The sequence below is a fragment of the Parasedimentitalea huanghaiensis genome (genome assembly GCF_009753675.1).
Classification (GTDB): Bacteria; Pseudomonadota; Alphaproteobacteria; order Rhodobacterales; family Rhodobacteraceae; genus Parasedimentitalea; species Parasedimentitalea huanghaiensis.
The window spans coordinates 92,946-111,167 of record NZ_WQLV01000001.1; the positions used below are offsets into that span (position 1 = coordinate 92,946).

Annotated in this window: 16 protein-coding genes and 2 tRNA genes; 6 read left to right on the plus strand and 12 right to left on the minus strand. The window is 52.1% G+C overall.

The features are described 5' to 3' along the window. Positions 1-15: 15 nt before the first annotated feature. The 8 genes from GO984_RS00440 to GO984_RS00475 all read right to left on the minus strand — a co-directional run bounded on the left by GO984_RS00440 (position 16) and on the right by GO984_RS00475 (position 6,729). Positions 16-90, minus strand: a tRNA-Asn gene (locus GO984_RS00440). A gap of 440 nt (positions 91-530) precedes the next feature. Continuing rightward, positions 531-1,139, minus strand: coding sequence for a NapC/NirT family cytochrome c (locus tag GO984_RS00445; protein ID WP_157020642.1), 609 nt, complete (start codon positions 1,137-1,139; stop codon positions 531-533). Further along, complete coding sequence (locus GO984_RS00450) at positions 1,139-1,618, minus strand: nitrate reductase cytochrome c-type subunit (protein ID WP_157020643.1); 480 nt, start codon at positions 1,616-1,618, stop codon at positions 1,139-1,141. The genes GO984_RS00445 and GO984_RS00450 overlap by 1 nt, the downstream gene beginning before the upstream one ends. 2 nt (positions 1,619-1,620) lie before the next feature. Further along, entirely contained in the window at positions 1,621-4,122 is a 2,502-nt protein-coding gene (gene napA, locus GO984_RS00455) for a periplasmic nitrate reductase subunit alpha (protein WP_157020644.1), read from the minus strand. Positions 4,123-4,144: 22 nt separating this feature from the next. Further along, positions 4,145-4,423: a chaperone NapD gene (locus tag GO984_RS00460; protein WP_157020645.1), complete on the minus strand. Its 279-nt coding sequence runs from the start codon at positions 4,421-4,423 to the stop codon at positions 4,145-4,147. After that, positions 4,416-4,949 (minus strand): ferredoxin-type protein NapF, encoded by a 534-nt coding sequence (gene napF / locus GO984_RS00465; protein WP_167740160.1) that lies wholly within the window; start codon positions 4,947-4,949, stop codon positions 4,416-4,418. Before napF ends, GO984_RS00460 begins: the two co-directional genes overlap by 8 nt. A 4-nt stretch (positions 4,950-4,953) precedes the next feature. Further along, positions 4,954-5,130, minus strand: a complete 177-nt coding sequence (gene napE / locus GO984_RS00470) for a periplasmic nitrate reductase, NapE protein (RefSeq protein WP_157020647.1) — start codon at positions 5,128-5,130, stop codon at positions 4,954-4,956. A gap of 435 nt (positions 5,131-5,565) precedes the next feature. Then, positions 5,566-6,729 carry a GntT/GntP/DsdX family permease gene (locus tag GO984_RS00475; protein ID WP_167740161.1) on the minus strand — a complete coding sequence of 388 codons (1,164 nt, stop codon included), beginning with the start codon at positions 6,727-6,729 and terminating at the stop codon, positions 5,566-5,568. A 162-nt stretch (positions 6,730-6,891) separates the two neighbouring features. On the opposite strand from GO984_RS00475, the gene GO984_RS00480 reads away from it, so the two are divergent. Beyond that, entirely contained in the window at positions 6,892-7,716 is an 825-nt protein-coding gene (locus GO984_RS00480) for a LysR substrate-binding domain-containing protein (protein ID WP_157020649.1), read from the plus strand. A gap of 198 nt (positions 7,717-7,914) precedes the next feature. Here GO984_RS00480 and GO984_RS00485 read toward each other — a convergent pair whose 3' ends face one another. Beyond that, positions 7,915-10,128, minus strand: coding sequence for a methyl-accepting chemotaxis protein (locus GO984_RS00485; protein WP_157020650.1), 2,214 nt, complete (start codon positions 10,126-10,128; stop codon positions 7,915-7,917). Positions 10,129-10,630: 502 nt separating this feature from the next. On the opposite strand from GO984_RS00485, the gene GO984_RS00490 reads away from it, so the two are divergent. Then, entirely contained in the window at positions 10,631-11,155 is a 525-nt protein-coding gene (locus GO984_RS00490; RefSeq protein ID WP_245230945.1) for a hypothetical protein, read from the plus strand. Between the two features lie 52 nt (positions 11,156-11,207). On the opposite strand, the gene GO984_RS00495 is transcribed toward GO984_RS00490, so the two are convergent. Then, complete coding sequence (locus GO984_RS00495; protein ID WP_157020651.1) at positions 11,208-12,092, minus strand: LysR family transcriptional regulator; 885 nt, start codon at positions 12,090-12,092, stop codon at positions 11,208-11,210. Between the two features lie 73 nt (positions 12,093-12,165). Here GO984_RS00495 and GO984_RS00500 point away from each other — a divergent pair, with 73 nt between their 5' ends. From GO984_RS00500 to GO984_RS00510, 3 genes are all read left to right on the plus strand, one after another. Next, positions 12,166-12,924: a TSUP family transporter gene (locus GO984_RS00500; protein WP_342448046.1), complete on the plus strand. Its 759-nt coding sequence runs from the start codon at positions 12,166-12,168 to the stop codon at positions 12,922-12,924. Positions 12,925-12,940: 16 nt separating this feature from the next. Next, positions 12,941-13,951: a D-cysteine desulfhydrase family protein gene (locus GO984_RS00505; protein WP_157020653.1), complete on the plus strand. Its 1,011-nt coding sequence runs from the start codon at positions 12,941-12,943 to the stop codon at positions 13,949-13,951. Positions 13,952-14,084: 133 nt separating this feature from the next. Further along, positions 14,085-15,155, plus strand: a complete 1,071-nt coding sequence (locus tag GO984_RS00510) for a TauD/TfdA family dioxygenase (RefSeq protein ID WP_209279366.1) — start codon at positions 14,085-14,087, stop codon at positions 15,153-15,155. A gap of 534 nt (positions 15,156-15,689) precedes the next feature. Here GO984_RS00510 and GO984_RS00515 read toward each other — a convergent pair. Beyond that, a tRNA-Asn gene (locus GO984_RS00515) sits at positions 15,690-15,764 on the minus strand. 78 nt (positions 15,765-15,842) lie between these two features. Beyond that, the gene (locus GO984_RS00520; protein WP_157021170.1) at positions 15,843-16,757 is read right to left on the minus strand and encodes an MBL fold metallo-hydrolase; all 915 of its coding nucleotides are present in this window, start codon (positions 16,755-16,757) and stop codon (positions 15,843-15,845) included. An 88-nt stretch (positions 16,758-16,845) separates the two neighbouring features. On the opposite strand from GO984_RS00520, the gene GO984_RS00525 reads away from it, so the two are divergent. Continuing rightward, positions 16,846-18,165 (plus strand): ATP-binding protein, encoded by a 1,320-nt coding sequence (locus GO984_RS00525; RefSeq protein ID WP_157020654.1) that lies wholly within the window; start codon positions 16,846-16,848, stop codon positions 18,163-18,165. Positions 18,166-18,222: the final 57 nt, after the last annotated feature.

The window sequence follows — 18,222 nt, forward strand, 5'->3', positions numbered from 1 at the left end:
ACTTCAAGAATTTAATGGCTCCGGCGGTAGGGATCGAACCTACGACCAATTGATTAACAGTCAACTGCTCTACCGCTGAGCTACGCCGGAACGGTGCGTGTCGTATAGCCATGGAATCTGGTAAGGTCTAGAGGGGAAATGCGACTTTTTTGTTTTCGGCATGGTTCTTTTTGAACATCAGAAATATACATCAAAAACAGGATCTTGGAGTGAGTGCTTCGATAGCTTTGAGCCAAGCGTGTCAGCATGTCTAACACTTTTAGTGAACCAGACTTATCAGTTCCGACAGGCACTGTGAGTGAAAACACTAATCGAGTTGCAAGCGCGATCAGAGATTATTTCGCCAATCTACATGCTCTACTTATTCTGGATATTCGGTGCATCGTGACATATGGCGAAAAGGCAATGCTTTTCGAAGGGTTGTGAGGTTCTAAGCATGATCCAAACAGTCCCAACGAAATAGATAACAAAGGGCTTAGAAAAGGAGACGCGCCTGCAATGAGGCGCGCCGTAGTGGTTTTTGTTTTTGATCAGTTACCGTGAACCGCGGATGGGCTCAGTAGAGCTTGTCCCATGTTTGGAAGTTCGTGAGCGATACCCTTGTGGCAACTGATGCAGGTCTTTTCACCCGTGAACAAAAATCGTTCATGCGCTTCTGCTGCGCGTGGACTTTGACGTGTTATGTCCATCGATTCCGCGCTGTGGCAGTTGCGACATTCCAAAGAATTGTTGGCCTCTAGTCTGGCCCATTCGTTCTGCGCAAGTGACAGTCGGTGGTTTAGGAATTTTTCACGTGTATTGATGGTGCCAAAAATCTTGCCCCAGACTTCTTTTGAGGCCTGCATCTTGCGGGCAATCTTACTGGACCATTCATGTGGAACGTGACAGTCGGGACAGGTTGCCCTGACACCTGAGCGATTTGAGTAGTGAATCGTCGGCTTCAACTCTTCAAACACGTTGTCGCTCATCTCATGACAGCTGGTGCAAAAGGCTTCGGTGTTGGTGACTTCAAGGGCGGTGTTGAAACCGCCCCAGAAAACGATTCCCATCAGAAAGCCGCCAAAGGTCAAAAACCCAAGCGAGTAGTGGACACTGGGGCGCAGGATGATGCCCCATGTGCGCTTGATTAAGCGAAGCATCAGTTGCCCTCCTGACCCGAGACATACTCAAGCACCTGGTCGATATCGACAAAGCCATTCTCGAGCAGTGGACGCGCTTCAGCCTGCGGGACGTGACACTGGGTGCAGAAGTAGCGCCGTGGCGTCACTGAGGCCAGGAACTGATTGTCCCGGTTCATGAAGTGCGTAATTGAAACCATGGGGGCCTGACTGATCTCAATGGCTGTCCGCGAGTGACACAGCAAGCACTGGTTTGCGTTCAGATCAATCTGATAGCCGTCCGTCTTATGGGGGATCAATGGCGGCTGCTCGGGGTAGTTTCGTACCTGACGCAGATCAGTGTTTCTGACTGGCGCGATGGCGTGTGGCGCTGCATTTTCTGCAAGCGGAGTTCCTGCACGCAAGGTTGCAATGGTTTCTTGGGCCATTGCAACACCCGCAGGCGCCAGTGTCGCCAGAACCAGAGCGGCGATATGGGCGGAGTTTTTCAGACGTTTCATGATCATGCCCCCAATGCTTCGATTTTGATCGCGCACTTTTTGAAGTCGGTCTGTTTAGAAAGCGGATCGGTTGCGTCCAGCGTAACCTTATTGATCAGCTGCCGTGCATCGAACCACGGGATGAAAACCAACCCCTTTGGTGGCTTGTTGCGGCCACGCGTCTCAACACGAGTGTGGATTTCACCGCGACGCGAAGAAACTTTGACCGCTGAGCCGCGACGCAAACCAAGCGCCTTGGCATCATCAGGATGCATGTAGCACAGTGCGTCTGGTACCGCCTTGTACAACTCTGGTACACGTTGGGTCATCGAACCCGAGTGCCAATGCTCCAACACGCGACCCGTGCTTAGCCAGAACGGATATTCTTCGTCGGGACTTTCTGGCGCTGGTTCGTAGGGCAGGGCAAAGATCACAGCCTTGCCATCCTTTTTGCCGTAGAATTCAAAGTCGGATCCTGGAGTGACATAGGGGTCAGATCCTTCTTTGAAACGCCACTTGGTTTCTTTGCCGTCAACAACGGGCCAGCGTAGGCCGCGAACCTCGTGGTAGGTGTCAAATGGAGCTAGATCATGTGCGTGACCTCGGCCAAAGGCTGCATATTCTTCGAACAAGCCTTTCTGGATGTAGAACCCAAAATCCTCAGATTCGTGGTTGGCATAGTCTTTTGAAGTCTGCTCGAGCGGGAAGGCATCAACTTGCCCATTGGCGTAGAGAACTTCGAATAGGGTCTTGCCCTTGTAGTCGGGGTTGGCATCCAGAATTTCGGCCGGCCAGACTTCTTCGGTGGTGAAACGCTTGGAGAACTCTACCAATTGCCACATGTCCGATTTGGAAACACCGGGTGCATCTACCAGCTGATGCCAGAATTGTGTGCGGCGCTCCGCGTTGCCATAGGCCCCTTCCTTTTCCACCCACATTGCGGTTGGTAGAACGAGATCGGCAGCTTCTGCAGTGACGGTCGGGTAGGCGTCAGAAACAACAATGAAGTTGTCAGGGTTGCGATAGCCGGGCAGCCCTTCCTCCATCATGTTGGGTGCAGCCTGCATGTTGTTGTTCACCTGAACCCAATAGCAATTGATGTCGCCATCTTTCAGCTTGCGGTTCTGTACAACCGCGTGGGCACCGTTCCAGTCTGGCACTGTGCCCTCGGGCAGTTTCCAGATTTTCTCGGCATAGGCACGATGTTCAGGGTTTTTAACCACCATATCCGCTGGCAAGCGGTGCGAGAATGTCCCAACTTCGCGTGCTGTCCCACAGGCTGATGGTTGACCGGTCAGCGAGAACGGCGAGTTGCCAGGGGTGGAGATTTTACCTGTCAGCAGGTGCAGGTTGTAGAGCATGTTGTTGGTCCAGACACCACGCGTGTGCTGGTTGACGCCCATAGTCCACAGCGACATCACCTTGGTGTTCGGATCAGCGTACAGCTTGGCGATTTTCTCAATCGTCGCTATGGGAACACCGGACATTTCTTCGGCTTTTTCAAGCGTGTATTCTGAAACAAATTCAGCAAACTCTTCAAAGGAGATCGGGTCGGACTTGCCGGAGTTCGGGTTTGCCGCAGCCTGTTGAAGTGGGTGTTCATCCCGCAGACCGTAACCAATATCGGTTTCGCCTTTGCGGAAATTCACGTGTTTGGACACGAAGTCTTTATTCACCGCGTCGTTTTGGATGATGTAGTTGGCAATCGCATTCAACAACACCATGTCAGTTTGCGGCGTAAAGATTCCGGGAATATCAGCCAGATCAAAACTGCGGTGCTTGAATGTTGAGAGCACGGCCACTTTAACATGCGGGTTTGAGAACCGGCGGTCGGCGATGCGGGTCCAAAGGATCGGGTGCATCTCAGCCATGTTCGAGCCCCAAAGAACAAAGGCGTCGGCATGTTCGAAATCGTCATAGCAGCCCATTGGCTCGTCGATACCGAAGGTACGCATAAAACCACCAACAGCTGAAGCCATGCAGTGGCGGGCGTTAGGGTCGATGTTGTTCGAACGGAATCCGGCCTTCATTAGTTTGGAAGCAGCGTAGCCTTCCCAGACAGTCCACTGGCCTGACCCAAACATGCCAATGCCTTTAGGACCTTTTGCCTTTAGCGTGGCTTTCCATTTCTCGGCCATGATGTCGAAGGCTTCATCCCAGGACACTGGCTCAAAATCGCCGTCCTTGTGAAATTCTCCATCCCGCTTACGCAACAGCGGTTGGGTCAGCCGGTCTTGACCATACATGATCTTGGACAGGAAATAGCCTTTGACGCAGTTCAAACCGCGGTTCACTTCGGCTTCGGCATCGCCATGGGTGGCGACAACCCGGCCAGCTTTGGTGGCGACCATGATCGAGCAGCCGGTGCCACAGAAACGGCAGGCGGCCTTGGACCATTTCAGATCGGTGATTTCAGCGTCGGTAACAAGGTTTTGGGCCGCGGCTGGGATCGGCAAACCTGCCGCCGCCGCTGCTGCGGCAACGGCTTGCGCCTTGATCATGTCGCGTCTTGTGATGGCTACCATATCAGTTCTCCTGTTGGTGGCTTTATTTCGAATTACGGATAGTTATTTCGGCGGTTTCGCTATCGGCCTGATGGTAAATCAGGGCTGCGCTTACGACGCCGTCGAGCAATTGTAGATTGGTGAGAGAGTCGACGATCTCGCTCTCGCTTGGGGTTTCCAATGTGACAATGATCTTCCCTGACGCATCAGAGAGTGGCACCTCTGCATTTGGAACCTTGGCAATTTCTTCCAGCACATAGTGCATCAACGCTGGGTCGGCGCGTATCAGAAGGCTGGATATATGGATCACATCCTCAGGCATGTTTTGTTTCCTCAGAGGGGGCAGGGCTTGGCCGTGTGGTGGTTGATATGGCTTGCTCGGGGCAGGCCTCTATGCACGCGCCGCAGCCAGTGCAGGCTTCTGTGTCCAGTTTGATGCGCCCAACGGGGCGCACGGACAGATCAAGGCGAAGGGCTTCTGGTTCGCAACTGTCCGTACAAATTTGACAGGAGATGCCAAAGCTAAGCATACACCCGTCGCCAATCGTCGCGAGTAGCCCGCCTTGCTCAGCCCAGGGCTCGTCTTTGCGTGGCGCAAAAACGGTTTCGGCTTCGGGGCAGGAGTTTACGCAGTCCCCACAAAACGTGCAGCCACCATTTGTAAAGTCCACTTTGGGTGTACCAGCAGGTCCGGCAATCAAAATCGCCTCGGGGCAGGCGTTCAGGCAGGCACCACAACTGGTGCAACCGTCAAGTACACGTTGTTCTGAGCTCCAGGGGGGGCGCAGAATTTGAGTGCCCGATCGTTGAAATAGGGCACGCCGCAGGGGGAACGATCGCTGTTGCATCAGATCAGCCTGTGGGTGGTCCCACAATGAGCTGAAGCATCCAGATAGCAAAGCCATAGGTGCCAACAAGTGCCACTGCCAAGGCTGGAGCCAAGAACACTGCCAAGAAAAGAAACGCGCGGCGCTCTTCTGCGCGTGTTTGTGTAGGCGCTGTTGGGTCTTGGGTGCTGGTTTTGGTCATAAACGCAGGCCTTTCAAAGAGTATTCCTCAGATTGAACGGGCCGCACCAAAAAGTGATCGAGATTGCCGTCAATGTGATGCTGCCAGTATTAGCAGCCGGTTTCGGAGCGAAAAATATGTATTTCAGAAGGCTGTTTGGTATAGGTATTTTTACAAGGTAGCTTATTATTCAAAACTTTTCACCAGTAAATTAAACGAAATGAAAAGCCGGAACGGTACATTTCAGCGGAAAATTAGGTAAAGAAAGTCCTGATCGAGCCGATGAGCAATCTTCCTCGACTTATAGCAGGCGAGGCGTTCTTGAAGCTCCAGCTCGAATCGTCAGTACAATGAGGCCCTTCCAGGCCTCAATTTGCGTTGACGGTTAGGTAGACATTCAAAGCGTTTTTGTTGTCGCTAACGGGACTTTTGCGGGCGTTATTTTGTTCTAACTACTTATAGCCAGAACCACATCGCCATAAGTAGAATACCTAATCCCAGCAATGCTTGCAGGACCGCCCCTCCAGTGAGGATCCCGATCACACGCAATTCGCTGGTCACTGCCTCTAGCGCATCACGACGAACCAACCAGTAGTAGCTGTCATTTGGCAATATTGCGATAAATGAGCCAAGGCAGATTGCAAATACCGCAACCACAGGGTCCAGGCCACTTGCCACAACCACTGGCGCTGCAACCGGAGCAACAGCTGCAAACGTTGCCATGCTGGACCCTTGTGCGAGTTTGAATAGGACTGTCAGGCAAAACAGGCCCAGTATCGCGAAAGTGCCGCTGCCTCGTGGTACAAGATCGTCAACCGACACAAGTGTGGTCAATACAGCCCCAAACGCACTGGCTGCACCGATCACCAAGAGCAATGAAGATGTGCGTCGCACAGCGCTGTCAAAACATGCACGCCGGGCGTTGGATGGCGTCTGTGCCAACGCGAGAACTGCAGCCGCAACCAACGCGCCTTTGGGTAGGAACAGGAAGTCGATAATTGGTATTTCGGTCTGACCAACCCAAACTCCGAGCCCAAGTAGGGCTGCTAGAACACCAAATGGTGCAAAGGATTGTATAAGTTTTCTATCCACCACCTTCGTCTTTGCGGGGGCAGGGAGGTTAGCACTGCTTGATCCATCATGGCGAACAACGAGACGCGCCCATATGACACCGGCGATTGCCAACGGTATCGCTAAAGCTATCCCCATTAACATCAGCTTCCCCGTAGCTGTGTCGTCCCTTGCTATGCCTAGTCCGGTTGCAACGATCAAAGGCCCAGCTGGATAAAGCAATTTGAAACCAGCGTAGGCGCCAAATGCGACGTCAAGTTTCCGCCTACCTGCTGCCGGAGACAGCGCCGCGTAGGCTGTGTCGGGGCAAATCATACCTGCTCCGGCAGCCGGAGATCCTATTGCTGCTGCTTTTTCAGCTCCGGGTGATGAAATTTCGCGACGTGACAAGGCCGCAGCCAGAATGAAAGAGGGCAACAGAACCAAAGCGAATTCTCCGAGAGCTCTCCCGAACCCGCTGTTGAATGTGGAAATGAAGGTATTTGTTTCCATCCCACCAGCGAAGGCCAGCAGCATTGTGGCAAAGACCATCCAGATCACAAGTGGCATATTTGGTAGCAAACCTGCTGGCATCACCCGGGTCGTAGAGGGGTTTCTTGAGGGGAGAAATGTTGGTTGTGCCATTTAAGGAGTTCCGATCTTGCTTCATAATTTAACCTGATGCTAATTTCGGAGTTCATTTTGTTTAAATAAGAAATTGGCGGCCCCAACATGAGTTTAAATCATCTTAAGCCATCGCTCAGAGCTCTCGAAGTTTTTGAATCTGCGGCCCGCATGGGTGGGTTTACTTCAGCCGGAAACGAGTTGGGCATTACGCAAAGCGCGGTTTCTCGCCAAGTTGGTGATCTAGAAGCCATGTTGGATGTGACGCTTTTTCAACGGCGAGGTGCTCATGTCACCGTTACGCCCACGGGCAAGCGACTGGCTGATACGCCCACGGGCAAGCGACTGGCTGAGCGGCTCGCAGTGGCGTTGAAAGATATGCGTGCCGCTGTTTCAGAAGCAGCACGTTCAGACGGGATGGTCACCCTATCTATGTTGCCTTCTGTCGCTGCCAAATGGTTTGCCCCTCGACTGGGTCGTTTTGTTACCGCGCATCCACAAATTGACCTGCGCGTTTCAGCGTCCAGGCATCTTGTTGATTTTGAGGTCGAGGGGGTAGATGCCGCAATTCGTTATGGTCGTGGTTCATGGCCGGGCCTCGCAGCGCAAAAGCTTGCGAGTGAAACGGTTTCTCCGGTCTGTACACCGTCTTATGCGGAACGGCTTGGCCTAAGTGAGCCAGAGGACCTTATTCAGGCGACCCTTTTGTACGGGGATATCCCTGAAGATTGGGAGGCATGGTTTGCGGTTGCAGGATGTGCTGAAAATGTACCACCCGGTCCCCGGTTGGGGGACGATGCAGCCATATTGCAAGCAGTTCTTGATCATCAAGGGGTAGCTCTTGGCAGATCACGCTTGATCGAAGATGACCTGGAATCAGGTAAGCTTGTTACTCCCTTTGATATCCGCTTATCAGCAAGCCATGCCTATTGACTTGTCCAGCCAGAAATAGTTGAGAAAAGTGATGCGATGTTGCGCGTCGAAGATTGGGTCAAAGCGGAGTTTGATTGAGTATCCCACGAGGCATGAAATTGGGTGAAACTGAGTTGGTTTTACGCTAAGCGTGCTAGAGTTACGCCACCGGTTGCGATCGCTTGGGCGATCACCAAACTGGTGGCGCAAATGTGCACTCTAGGCCGTTCGCGCCAAGTTGAACTGCTGTTCTTCGATCACGTCCCACATGGAGTCTTCCATGTTATCCAATTCGCCTTGAAAACCCGGTGTATCACTTTGATTTTTGCTCAGTTTGAATACAGAAACGACGTGTACAAGGTTTTTCGCTTCATCACGTAGCATTTGTCCGGATGCCGCGGTCTGCTCCAGCATCGCTGCACTTTTCTGAGAATCCTGGTCTAGATTGGTAATTGCGGTGTTCACCTCGGACAAACCTGTGGACTGTTCCACGGTGGTTGCGGCAATTTCATTTACCTTCTCCACTGCCAACTCGACAGCATCCTGAATCCTTTCCAGCGCCGCGCCTGTTTCGCCGACGAGTTTGACCCCATCCGCTACATCTACCACGCTTGCCTGGATCAGCGCCTTGATTTCCTTAACGGCTTCGGTCGAACGATTTGCCAAGGCCCCAACTTCAGAAGCGACAACTGCAAATCCACGTCCTGCTTCGCCAGCACGGGCCGCTTCAACACCTGCGTTCAGGGCAAGCAGATTGGTTTGAAGCGCAATATCTTCGATCAAACCGGTGATTTTGGCAATGGCGCCCGAAGAGGTCTGAATGCGTTTGATGGCCGCAACTGTTTTATCGGCAACTGTCCCGGTCGATTTTGCCAATTGGTGTGCTTCGCCTACATTTTCTTCGGCCTGCTGTGCACTTTCTGCCGTGCCACGCACAGTGTCATTCAAAGTCTGAACGGCCCCGGTAGTTTCTTCAAGCGAGGCGGCAGAATTTTCCCCCCTACGTGATGCGTCATCAACCGCAGATGAAATTTCACCTGCAGTATTGTTCAGCATCTCTGCGCTGCTAGATAATTGACGGATCATGCTGTTAAGGTTGTTTGTTAGGTTTTCAGTTGCTGTTGAAATCTCGGCAAACACACCCTTGTGCCCTGATGGCATGCGCCCGGTCAGGTCATTGGACGAAAGAGCATTGAGAATGGTAAGAACGTCTCCTAAACCTTTTTCGGCCACCTCCCCAATTTGGTTTACGCCGCGGCCCATCTCAATAAACGAACCGGTTTCACCATCTACTTGAATTCGTTTGGAGAAATCACCATCGGCGCAGGCGGAAATCACATCGGAGATTTCGGCTGTCAGGCGCTCTTTTTGTTCTTGATCACGCCGAAAATCTTCTACCGCATTTGTGATCGCTGAGATTTCGGTTATTCTCGACTGCGTCAACGTTAAGGAAAAATCGCCGGACATCATTTGAGTCAGGACCTTGTTTACGCGGCGCAGTGGGCGCGAGATGCTTAAGGCCACAACGATGGCAATGGTCACGAACACAAGGAGCCCGCCCAGGCCTGCAATCAGCGAATTTTTCTGAGCTTGCGCGCTTTGAGCTTCGGCGTTGGCCAAAATCTCATCAAGCCGTTCGTTTGCGTGGGTATGGATCTTTTTCAAGATTGGAGCCGCTTCTGAAAACCGCTGAGACAATGCTTTACGATGGTCCTGCTCCAGCATTGTTTCCGTGACAAAACGGGCAAACGAAGTTTGATATGTATCCAAGAGACCGTCGATTTCGTTGTGTCGAGACTCTCCCCCGAACATTTCGTGTGGAAAGGCGTGGAATTCTTCGATGCGTGCATTCAATCGATCAAGGTATTTTGTATCGTGACGCATGATGAAATCTTTTTCATGACGCCGCATCATGAGCATCTTTACTTGTAACTGTGGCTGGTTGATTTCCGCCAAAGCAGTTTCAACACTGCGAACAGCATTGCGCAACTGCCCCTGCAGCCCAGAGGTCTCGTCCAGTCCCAAGTTCTGATTGATGGCGACCAATGCGGAGAACTCGTCCCGGTAGGCGGTAATGGCCGCAGATAGATCTGCAATCTCTTTAGCGGACGCTTCCAGGCCTTCGATTTGTCTCAGTTGGTTTTCAGATTCATTTAGGGCCGCATACAGACGTGTCATCGTATCGGCATGGCGCAGCACATATTTTTCATCCAGACGAAGCAAAAAGTCTTTCTCGGCGCGCCGCGCCATTAAAAACTCAATCTCCAGCCCCTCTAGCGTCGACCCCAAAGCATTTACGCGCAGGAGATCGCTTTGCACATCGGCACTCACGTTATGTGTATACCTTGAGATACCGATCAGCGTGATCATGATTAGACCGGCTAGGATCACAATTGATAAAACGGCGGTGTTGATACTGGTTTTTAGTTTCATGGGGTCCACACTGAAGATCGACGGGGACTCCTTTGCTACGCATCTCAGATTAAGGAAAGGTGCAGATAGTCGGTGCCTACCACCGACACATTGGCGGTTGTTCCCGGTATGAGTGTTAGGGGGGAGGGTCACTTTTCCTGGACGTGTAGTGGAGTGATTTTCACGTTGAAGATTTGAATTATCTATCTAAATACGGTTAGTTGTCTGATATTCCTCATTAAAGTGTTAGAAGCGTAGACTTTTAAACCACCCGGTAGATCCAGTCGTTCTTGAAGCGTTTGTTAGTGAGAATAGCTTGCCTAGGATGTTGATTTATCAAATCTATAGTTGGACAATCACACCCGAACGAGAGACTGTTTGCCACTGCGATTTGCTTCGCCACGGTTCTACCTAAATCACGCGATTTGGCTCCAATTAAAGTTCTAAGAAAAGAAATCACTCATTTCTTCACTTTCATTCCTAGCGGTATGGAGTAAGGGAGGTGGGGCGTTAAGGAGAACGAATGATGGGCGCTTCACAAAACTTACTGGAAATTGTTGCGGCTGCGCAGGCTGACGCAAAGACGGCTGAAAATCGCATTGCAGACATATTTGAACAGACCGGCGGGCAGCACGGATCCGGTTCCCAGAGTGAAGAATTGCACGCCTTGACGGTTTCGCTTGAATCAGCTGCGGTCGACATCTTCACTTTGTTTGAGGCGCGGATGCAGCACCATTTCAGACGAGGTCCGTTCTCACGCAAATTGAAATCGCTGCTATTGGAGACTGGGCAAGCAGATCTCGCCGAGAGCGTCCACCAGTATTATCTTGCGATCAACGTTTTGAAGCATGGGAAAGGCGCGAGTTATCGTGAGCTGCTCAATGCCCCAAGCGCGCTTTTTGTTGTGAGGCCAGCCGATGACATCCCCGTCGGCGAAGCACACGATGCCGTGGGTCTTGTTGATGTCAGTGTGCCGGGCTTTTTCGATGGGCTGACTACAACAATTCTTGAAGCCTATCATTTCCTTGAAAACAGACAAATCTCGTAGGTCTGTTTGCCAAGATGAAATCGGGTGAACAGCCAACTTAACTGGTTGGGCACTAACATTTAGGCTCTTCGAGCTCGCGAACCAATCGCTGAAGGCCGGGCGCATCAGTGGACGCTGAGGGGCTTACTATTCGAATGGGCCATTTTAGTTCTACGGCCAACGGCACCGCTATCACATCAGGTTTGGCAACGAGGTTCAACGATTTCTGATCTACTATTGCCCGACCTGCTCCTTGGGCCACCATTCTGATAAGAGCGGATTGGGTGCCTGCCTCGGCCATGATTTGAAATGTGACGCCAGCCTGATCAAACATGTGCTCGACTGCCCGGCGGAATGGGCTGTGAGTTGGCAACATAATCTGAGGAACCTTTGCCAATTCTGCCAGCGTTACCTTTCCTACACGAACAAGTTCATCATTTGGGTGGAAAATGGCGGTTGGCAATACATCTGCCACTCGTGTGCAGATCAGGTTTGGATCGCCCGGGTCGGACGAAATGACCACACAGTCAGCACGTCCTTCTCTCAGTGCGGCAAGGCATGAGTCTTCGTTCAGTACATCGACATCAATCCTGAGTGCCGGATGCCGTGCCATCAGGCGACCTGCAGCGCTAGCGACACGGGTATCCGCAACAACGGGCAGTGCGGCCACTCTCAGATGGCCTCCCAATCCTGAGGCAATCTGTCTCGCGGCATCTTTGACTCTTTCCAGTCCATGATAGTGCTTTAACGCAGCCTCTTGCAGACTGTGGGCCGCTGCGGTTGGTTCGAATTTCCGACCCGTCCGATCGAACAGTGCCACTCCGATTCCGATTTCAAGATCTGCGACAGCACGGCTGATCGCAGGTTGAGAAATATGCAATGCATCGGCTGCTTTGCGCGTCGACTTTAGGCGATATGCCATCTGGAATATTTCAATCTGACGGGCGGAAAGGCGCATGTGGTTCGATAACAGAAACGTATCAGCTGATGCAACTTTTTGATTTTTTTAGCATCGAAAATTACGGTATGCAGTGTGGAGCTGCTTGCCGAGAGGACCTCCTTTGCACCTGGATTTAGAACTTCTGCTTTTGGCGATCTTTTTGGGCGCCGTGCTTCAGGTTGGGGTTGGGATTGGGTTTAGCATTGTTGCGGGCCCTCCCATGATGGTTTTGCTGGGAACTACGGTCGCAGTTCCAGTTCTGCTGATGTTGAATACGCTGGTGTCAGCTATTGCCGTCGACTGGAGAATTTGGGTGGTCGAGAAAAAAACGATTAAGACTGCGATAGCTGGGTGTCTTTTGGGCGTGGCATTGGGGGTGGTTATCTATCCGTATCTGTCTGAACAGATCGTTTTGATCCTGACCGGCACATTGTTACTGATAGGCGTTCTGACAACGCTCCTGCCGCTTCGCTCAGTGGCCGGTACTAGGGGTTTCACAGCAATCTCTGGATTGTCTGGTCTGGCAACAGTTTGGGCCGCGACCCCCGGGCCGCTTATGGTGTTTGGCCTGATCGCAACTGGTCGGTCCGCACGGGATACCCGCAAACTGGTGCAGCCCATTGCACTGGTCGCTTATGGGGTTGCGTTGCTGTTGCATGGATTGGCTGATGGAGCGGCATTTACACAGGTCTCCAATGTCTGGGCATTTGCAGTTGCCACGTTTTTTGGCAGCGTTCTTGGGCGTTTCATTGGCCCATTGCTACCCCAACACCTGATCAAAAACGCCATTCGGATCGTCTCAATCCTGGCCTGTTATGCACTTTTCCGGCGGGCCTATTTGATAAGTTAGACACGGGGTAAACACGATGCAGCACACTGAACTACTAGCCCGCTTTCCACGCGCGGAGCTCATGGATGGTGAAACACCGTTGGTCCGTTTGGACCGGATGTCTGAGCGCGTTGGAATTGATCTGTGGCTCAAGCGCGATGACCTTACTGGTCTTGGATTTGGCGGCAATAAAACCCGTCAACTTGAATTCTATTTTGGCGACGCGCTGGCAAAGGGGGCCGATACGGTGCTCATCACCGGTGCCGTGCAATCAAACTATGTACGTTCAGCAGCGGCGGCGGCAGCACAGTTGGGGCTTCGCGCCATCCTGCAACTGGAAGAGCGTGTCGCAGGTATGGGAGAACCATATTACACGTCCGGCAACGTGCTGTTGGCCAAAATTCTGGGCGCAGAGCACATCTGCTATCCGGAGGGCGAAGACGAGGCCGGGGCCGATGCGGCGCTTCATCAACGTTCCGAACAGATCAGAGCCGAGGGTGGCAAGCCGTATGTGATTCATCTGGGGTTGGATCACCCACCACTCGGTGCGCTTGGGTATGTCGCGGGAGGAATTGAACTCTGCGAGCAGATGGACGACTTCGATGCTGTGGTTGTTCCCTCAGGCAGTGGCGCAACACACGGCGGGCTTTTGACCGGGTTACGCCTGTCAGGGCAATCGGCCCCGGTTCACGGGATATGTGTGCGCCGCGATCACCAGCAACAGCAGCAGCGGTTAAAAACTGTGCTGCACAAACTGGCCAACTTGTTGGATATTGACCCAAAACTGACCTCGGATGCTGTTCTTACCTGGGATGGCGCGTTGTCCCCTGGTTACGGGAAAATGGGTCCGGATACCCAACATGCGCTAAGTCTGATGGCACGCACCGAGGGGGTTTTCCTCGATCCGGTTTACACAGCAAAAACATTTGCTGGTTTGTTGGGCCTGATTGACACCGGTCACATTCAAGCAGGGCAAAAGGTTGTCATGCTGCATACTGGCGGACTACCTGCGCTCTTTGGCTATCAAGAGGAGTTATCGACGAAATGAAATGATCTTGGTGTCCAGCAATGTTCCACCAAATGGTTCACAATCAAAATCGCTTAGTCCGCCAAATCTAATCACCGCCAAAGCAAAACGAACATGCGAACCGAATTTCCAGTTCTTAGTCAGAGTATTCACGATGCCAAACCAACCTTCCCAAGACCTAACCGATCTTCCCTCGCGCATCACAGGACCGGCAGCATGGATCGGACAAGAAATGGCAGGCAAGCCTGATTCCTGGCTTTTTCAACTCAGCCCAGAAGACATTGCCGATCTCGAAAATGCAGCGCGGCACTTTATTGCGCTAGGGCTTGATGTCGGAGAGATCTCTAAGGAAACCTTCCCGCTCACCACGTTTTCTACACACGTTAGGGACCTAAGTAAGATCTTGTTGAATGGCGTGGGCGTCCAAGTGCTGCGAGGTCTGCCAATCGCAGGCTATTCTCAGAAATTTTCGGCAACCATCTTTTGTGGTCTTGGCGCCCATCTGGGAAGCGCGCGTTCCCAAAATGCGCAAGGCCATATTTTGGGGCACGTTCGCGATATTGGTGGTGATGTCAACGATCCCAACAGCCGCATCTATCAGACATGCGAACGTCAAACTTTTCACACAGACAGTGCTGATGTTGTTGGTCTGTTATGTCTGCAAGAAGCCAAAGAAGGGGGGCGATCCTTACTTGTGAGCGCAGTTTCCATCTACAATAGAATGAGAGCCGAGCGACCTGATCTGTTGGAAAAGCTCTTTGATCCAATCGCGACTGACCGGCGGGGGGAAATTCCAGAAGGTGCCAAGCCGTTCATGGAGATACCCGTTTTGAATTGGCACATGGGCCATTTGACCGTTTTCTACCAACGGCAATACATCGACAGTGCACAACGGTTTGATGGTGCTATGCCTTTGATATCCGAACATGTTGAAGCGCTTGATATGTTCGACGCATTGGCCAATGACCCTGCACTTTGCTTTGGGATGCAGTTAGAGCCGGGCGACATGCAGTTTGTTTACAACCATTCGCAACTGCATGATCGCACTGGCTTTCTCGATTGGCCTGATCCCAGCAAGCGCCGCCACCTAATGCGCCTTTGGCTTTCGATTGATGGCGACCGACCGTTGCCTGACTGTTTCAAAGAACGATATGGCTCCATCGAAATTGGCAATCGCGGCGGAATAATCACTAAGGAAACCAAACTACACGCGCCGTTAGACTGAATTAGGTACAGAGTGACGTGTCGTGCTGTCTAGAGCAAGAGTAGGTTTCTGGAATACACCATTTCTGCTGCGTCCTAGCCACTCAACTTTTTCGTCGTGGAAAACCGAACGGATTGGCATCTTTGGCGCCCCTGTCTCTCGATGCAGCTTGAAGGCTCTCGGCGACAGAAACTAGGAAATACTTGCCGTCTGCGAGATCTATTTTCTGTGGCCTGAGTGCAGGCAAACGCAACATGACCCGGATGGGCATTCTCCAAATCATACTGACGGATATTTCGTCTACTTCTTTGTGATGAGTTGGCAAGAGGAGGTCGGGGAAGGTGATGTCCATTGGCAGTTGATTTAACACATATTTCACAATGCGTTATAGGCCAAATTTAACTGTTTTGAACATTTTGCGAAGGATGTGAATCGAAACATGGGCCTTTCAATCTCGCTGTCATTTTTTGGAAAACCCAGTGACAAGCCAGAGGTGTTGGACAGTGCGCCAAAAATCAAAAAAGCCACCAAGCTATTGAGCTTAGTGGCTTTTTATGGCTCCGGCGGTAGGGATCGAACCTACGACCAATTGATTAACAGTCAACTGCTCTACCGCTGAGCTACGCCGGAACGGTGCGTGTCGTATAGCGTCCGGATTCTAGAGCGTCCAGAGGGGAAATACGAAATTTTCAAATTATTTCCTGGTGCTCACTTTCGAAGTTGAAACTTGGATGTTGGTTCCAAATCCCCAATTTGGGAAACTCTGTTTTTGCCCACTAGATCAATTAGATGTGCAAAGACATTGCGCTCTGCCGCTGCAAGCAACGAAGCAGGTATTTCCGTGTATATTACTTGTGCAAGACTAAGGGCCGTCGCAGGCCCTTGGGCAAGACATTCTAAGACAGCAGCTTCGCGTGATTGGCGGTGAGCAATCAACCAATCCAGTCGGGCGGTTGGGTCTGTAACGGGCGCGCCATGACCGGGGTGAAACACCCGCCATTGCCGTTCTTTCAGACGATAGCAGGACGCCATGAAATCGCTCAGATCACCGTCTGGTGGTGATACCAAGGAACTGGCCCAACCCATGACGTGATCTGCGGTGAAACAGGCATCGTTCCAGGCCAGGGCAATGTGGTTGCCTAGATGGCCTGGGGTGTGAATGACTTCCAGAGCCCAATCTGAACCTTTAATTATGTCTCCGTGAGCGACGGTAAGATCTGGTTGAAAATCTAAATCGATGCCTTCGCCACCGCCTGTCATTCCCGCTGCGGCCAACCGGGTCATAACCTCGCTGCGACCGGCTGCTGAACTGCCATAGGCATATATCGGGGCTCCAGTAATCTGACTGAGTTCTGCCGCCAGTGGTGAATGATCAAGATGGCTGTGGGTTACGATGATATGAGTGACTTTTTGTCGGGGTTCGACGGCAGATAAAATGGCCTGCAAATGATCGGGTAGGGCGGGGCCAGGGTCAATTACCGCCAGATCGGTCTCACCAATGACATAGGTGTTTGTGCCGCGATAAGTCATAGAAGAGGGGTTTGGTGCTAAAATGCGTTGCAACCCCGGCTCCAACTCAATTGCTTCTCCCGGGTTTGGGTTGAAATCATCTGGGGCCTGCATCATGCTACCTCGGTCATTTGATATTTGTTTCAATCGCCTGCAAGGGTCAGTGTTTCACGGCCCTGCTTGCCCGCTATAGGCTTAACCCATGTTCTTCAACTGGCTCAAACAATATATGCCACGTAGCCTGTATGGACGGGCGGCGTTGATCCTGGTGTTACCTGTTCTGGTGATACAGCTCGTGGTTTCGGTGGCCTTTATTCAAAATCACCTAGAAGACATAACGACCCAAATGTCGCGGACATTGGTACGTGAATTGCGGTTGATTGCTGACCAAGCAGCGGCTGCACCGGATCAGCAGGCAATGCAAACGGAAATGGCACCATCTTTGGCGACGCTGCAAATGCAGGTGCGTTTTGTATCGCTCGACGAGATACCGCAGAGTGATCAGTTCCGGTGGTTTGATTTCTCCGCCCGTGTGGTGGCTCGAACATTTCGCGGAGCACTTCCTCAAACTCTTGCTGTGTTGTTCCCCGACAAACGGAGGGTCTTTCTGTACATGCAATCGAGGTTAGGTCCGGTTGAAATCAGTTTTGAGCGACGGCGGGTCGCAGCGGCAACTCCGCATCAGCTGATCGTAACCATGGTGTTTTTCGGCACCCTAATGACGGTCATTTCCTTTCTATACATGCGTAATCAGTTGCGCCCAATCACGTGGTTGTCCGAGGCAGCCCAGGCTTTTGGGCGTGGACATCATGTGCCTTACCGGCCAAGCGGGGCAACAGAAGTACGGCTTGCTGGGAGTGCTTTTCTGGACATGAGAGCGCGGATAGAGCGCCAGATCGAACAACGCACATTAATGCTGTCCGGTGTCAGTCATGATCTGCGTACCCCCTTAACTCGGCTAAAGCTTGGGTTGGCAATGTTGGATGAAAGCGACGCAGCACCGTTGTTGCGTGACGTCGATGAAATGCATCAGCTTTTGGATGCATTTTTGGATTTTTCCCGTGGGGTCAGCACCAGTGAACCCGACTCCACTGACCCACATGAAATGGTCCAGACCATCGTTGAAAATTGGCGCCGCGAAGGAAAGGATGTCATGTTGGGGGAGTTGAGCGGCACTGGCGAAGTTATGTTACGCCCGGCTGCGATGCGTCGTGCAATTGACAATCTGGTTTCAAACGCCGTGCGTTACGGTAGTCGAGCCCGGGTGTCAGTTGCTCTGACAGATCGTTCGTTGCGCATTCGGGTGGAGGACGATGGCCCGGGCATCCCGCCGGATCTACGCAGCGAGGCCGTTCGTCCTTTTATTCGGCTAGATCCGTCGCGCAATCAGGATTTGGGAGCAGGAGTGGGGCTAGGATTGGCGATTGTCGCCGATATCGCCCGCGCGCATGGTGGCGCCTTGCGGTTAGGCAAAAGTGAAGGTCTGGGTGGATTGCAAGCGGATATTGTGATCGGCCGGTAGTTAACTGACTAGCGCAAATGAGCGAAATGGCGCTGAGAATAACAAAAATCTTGTGAT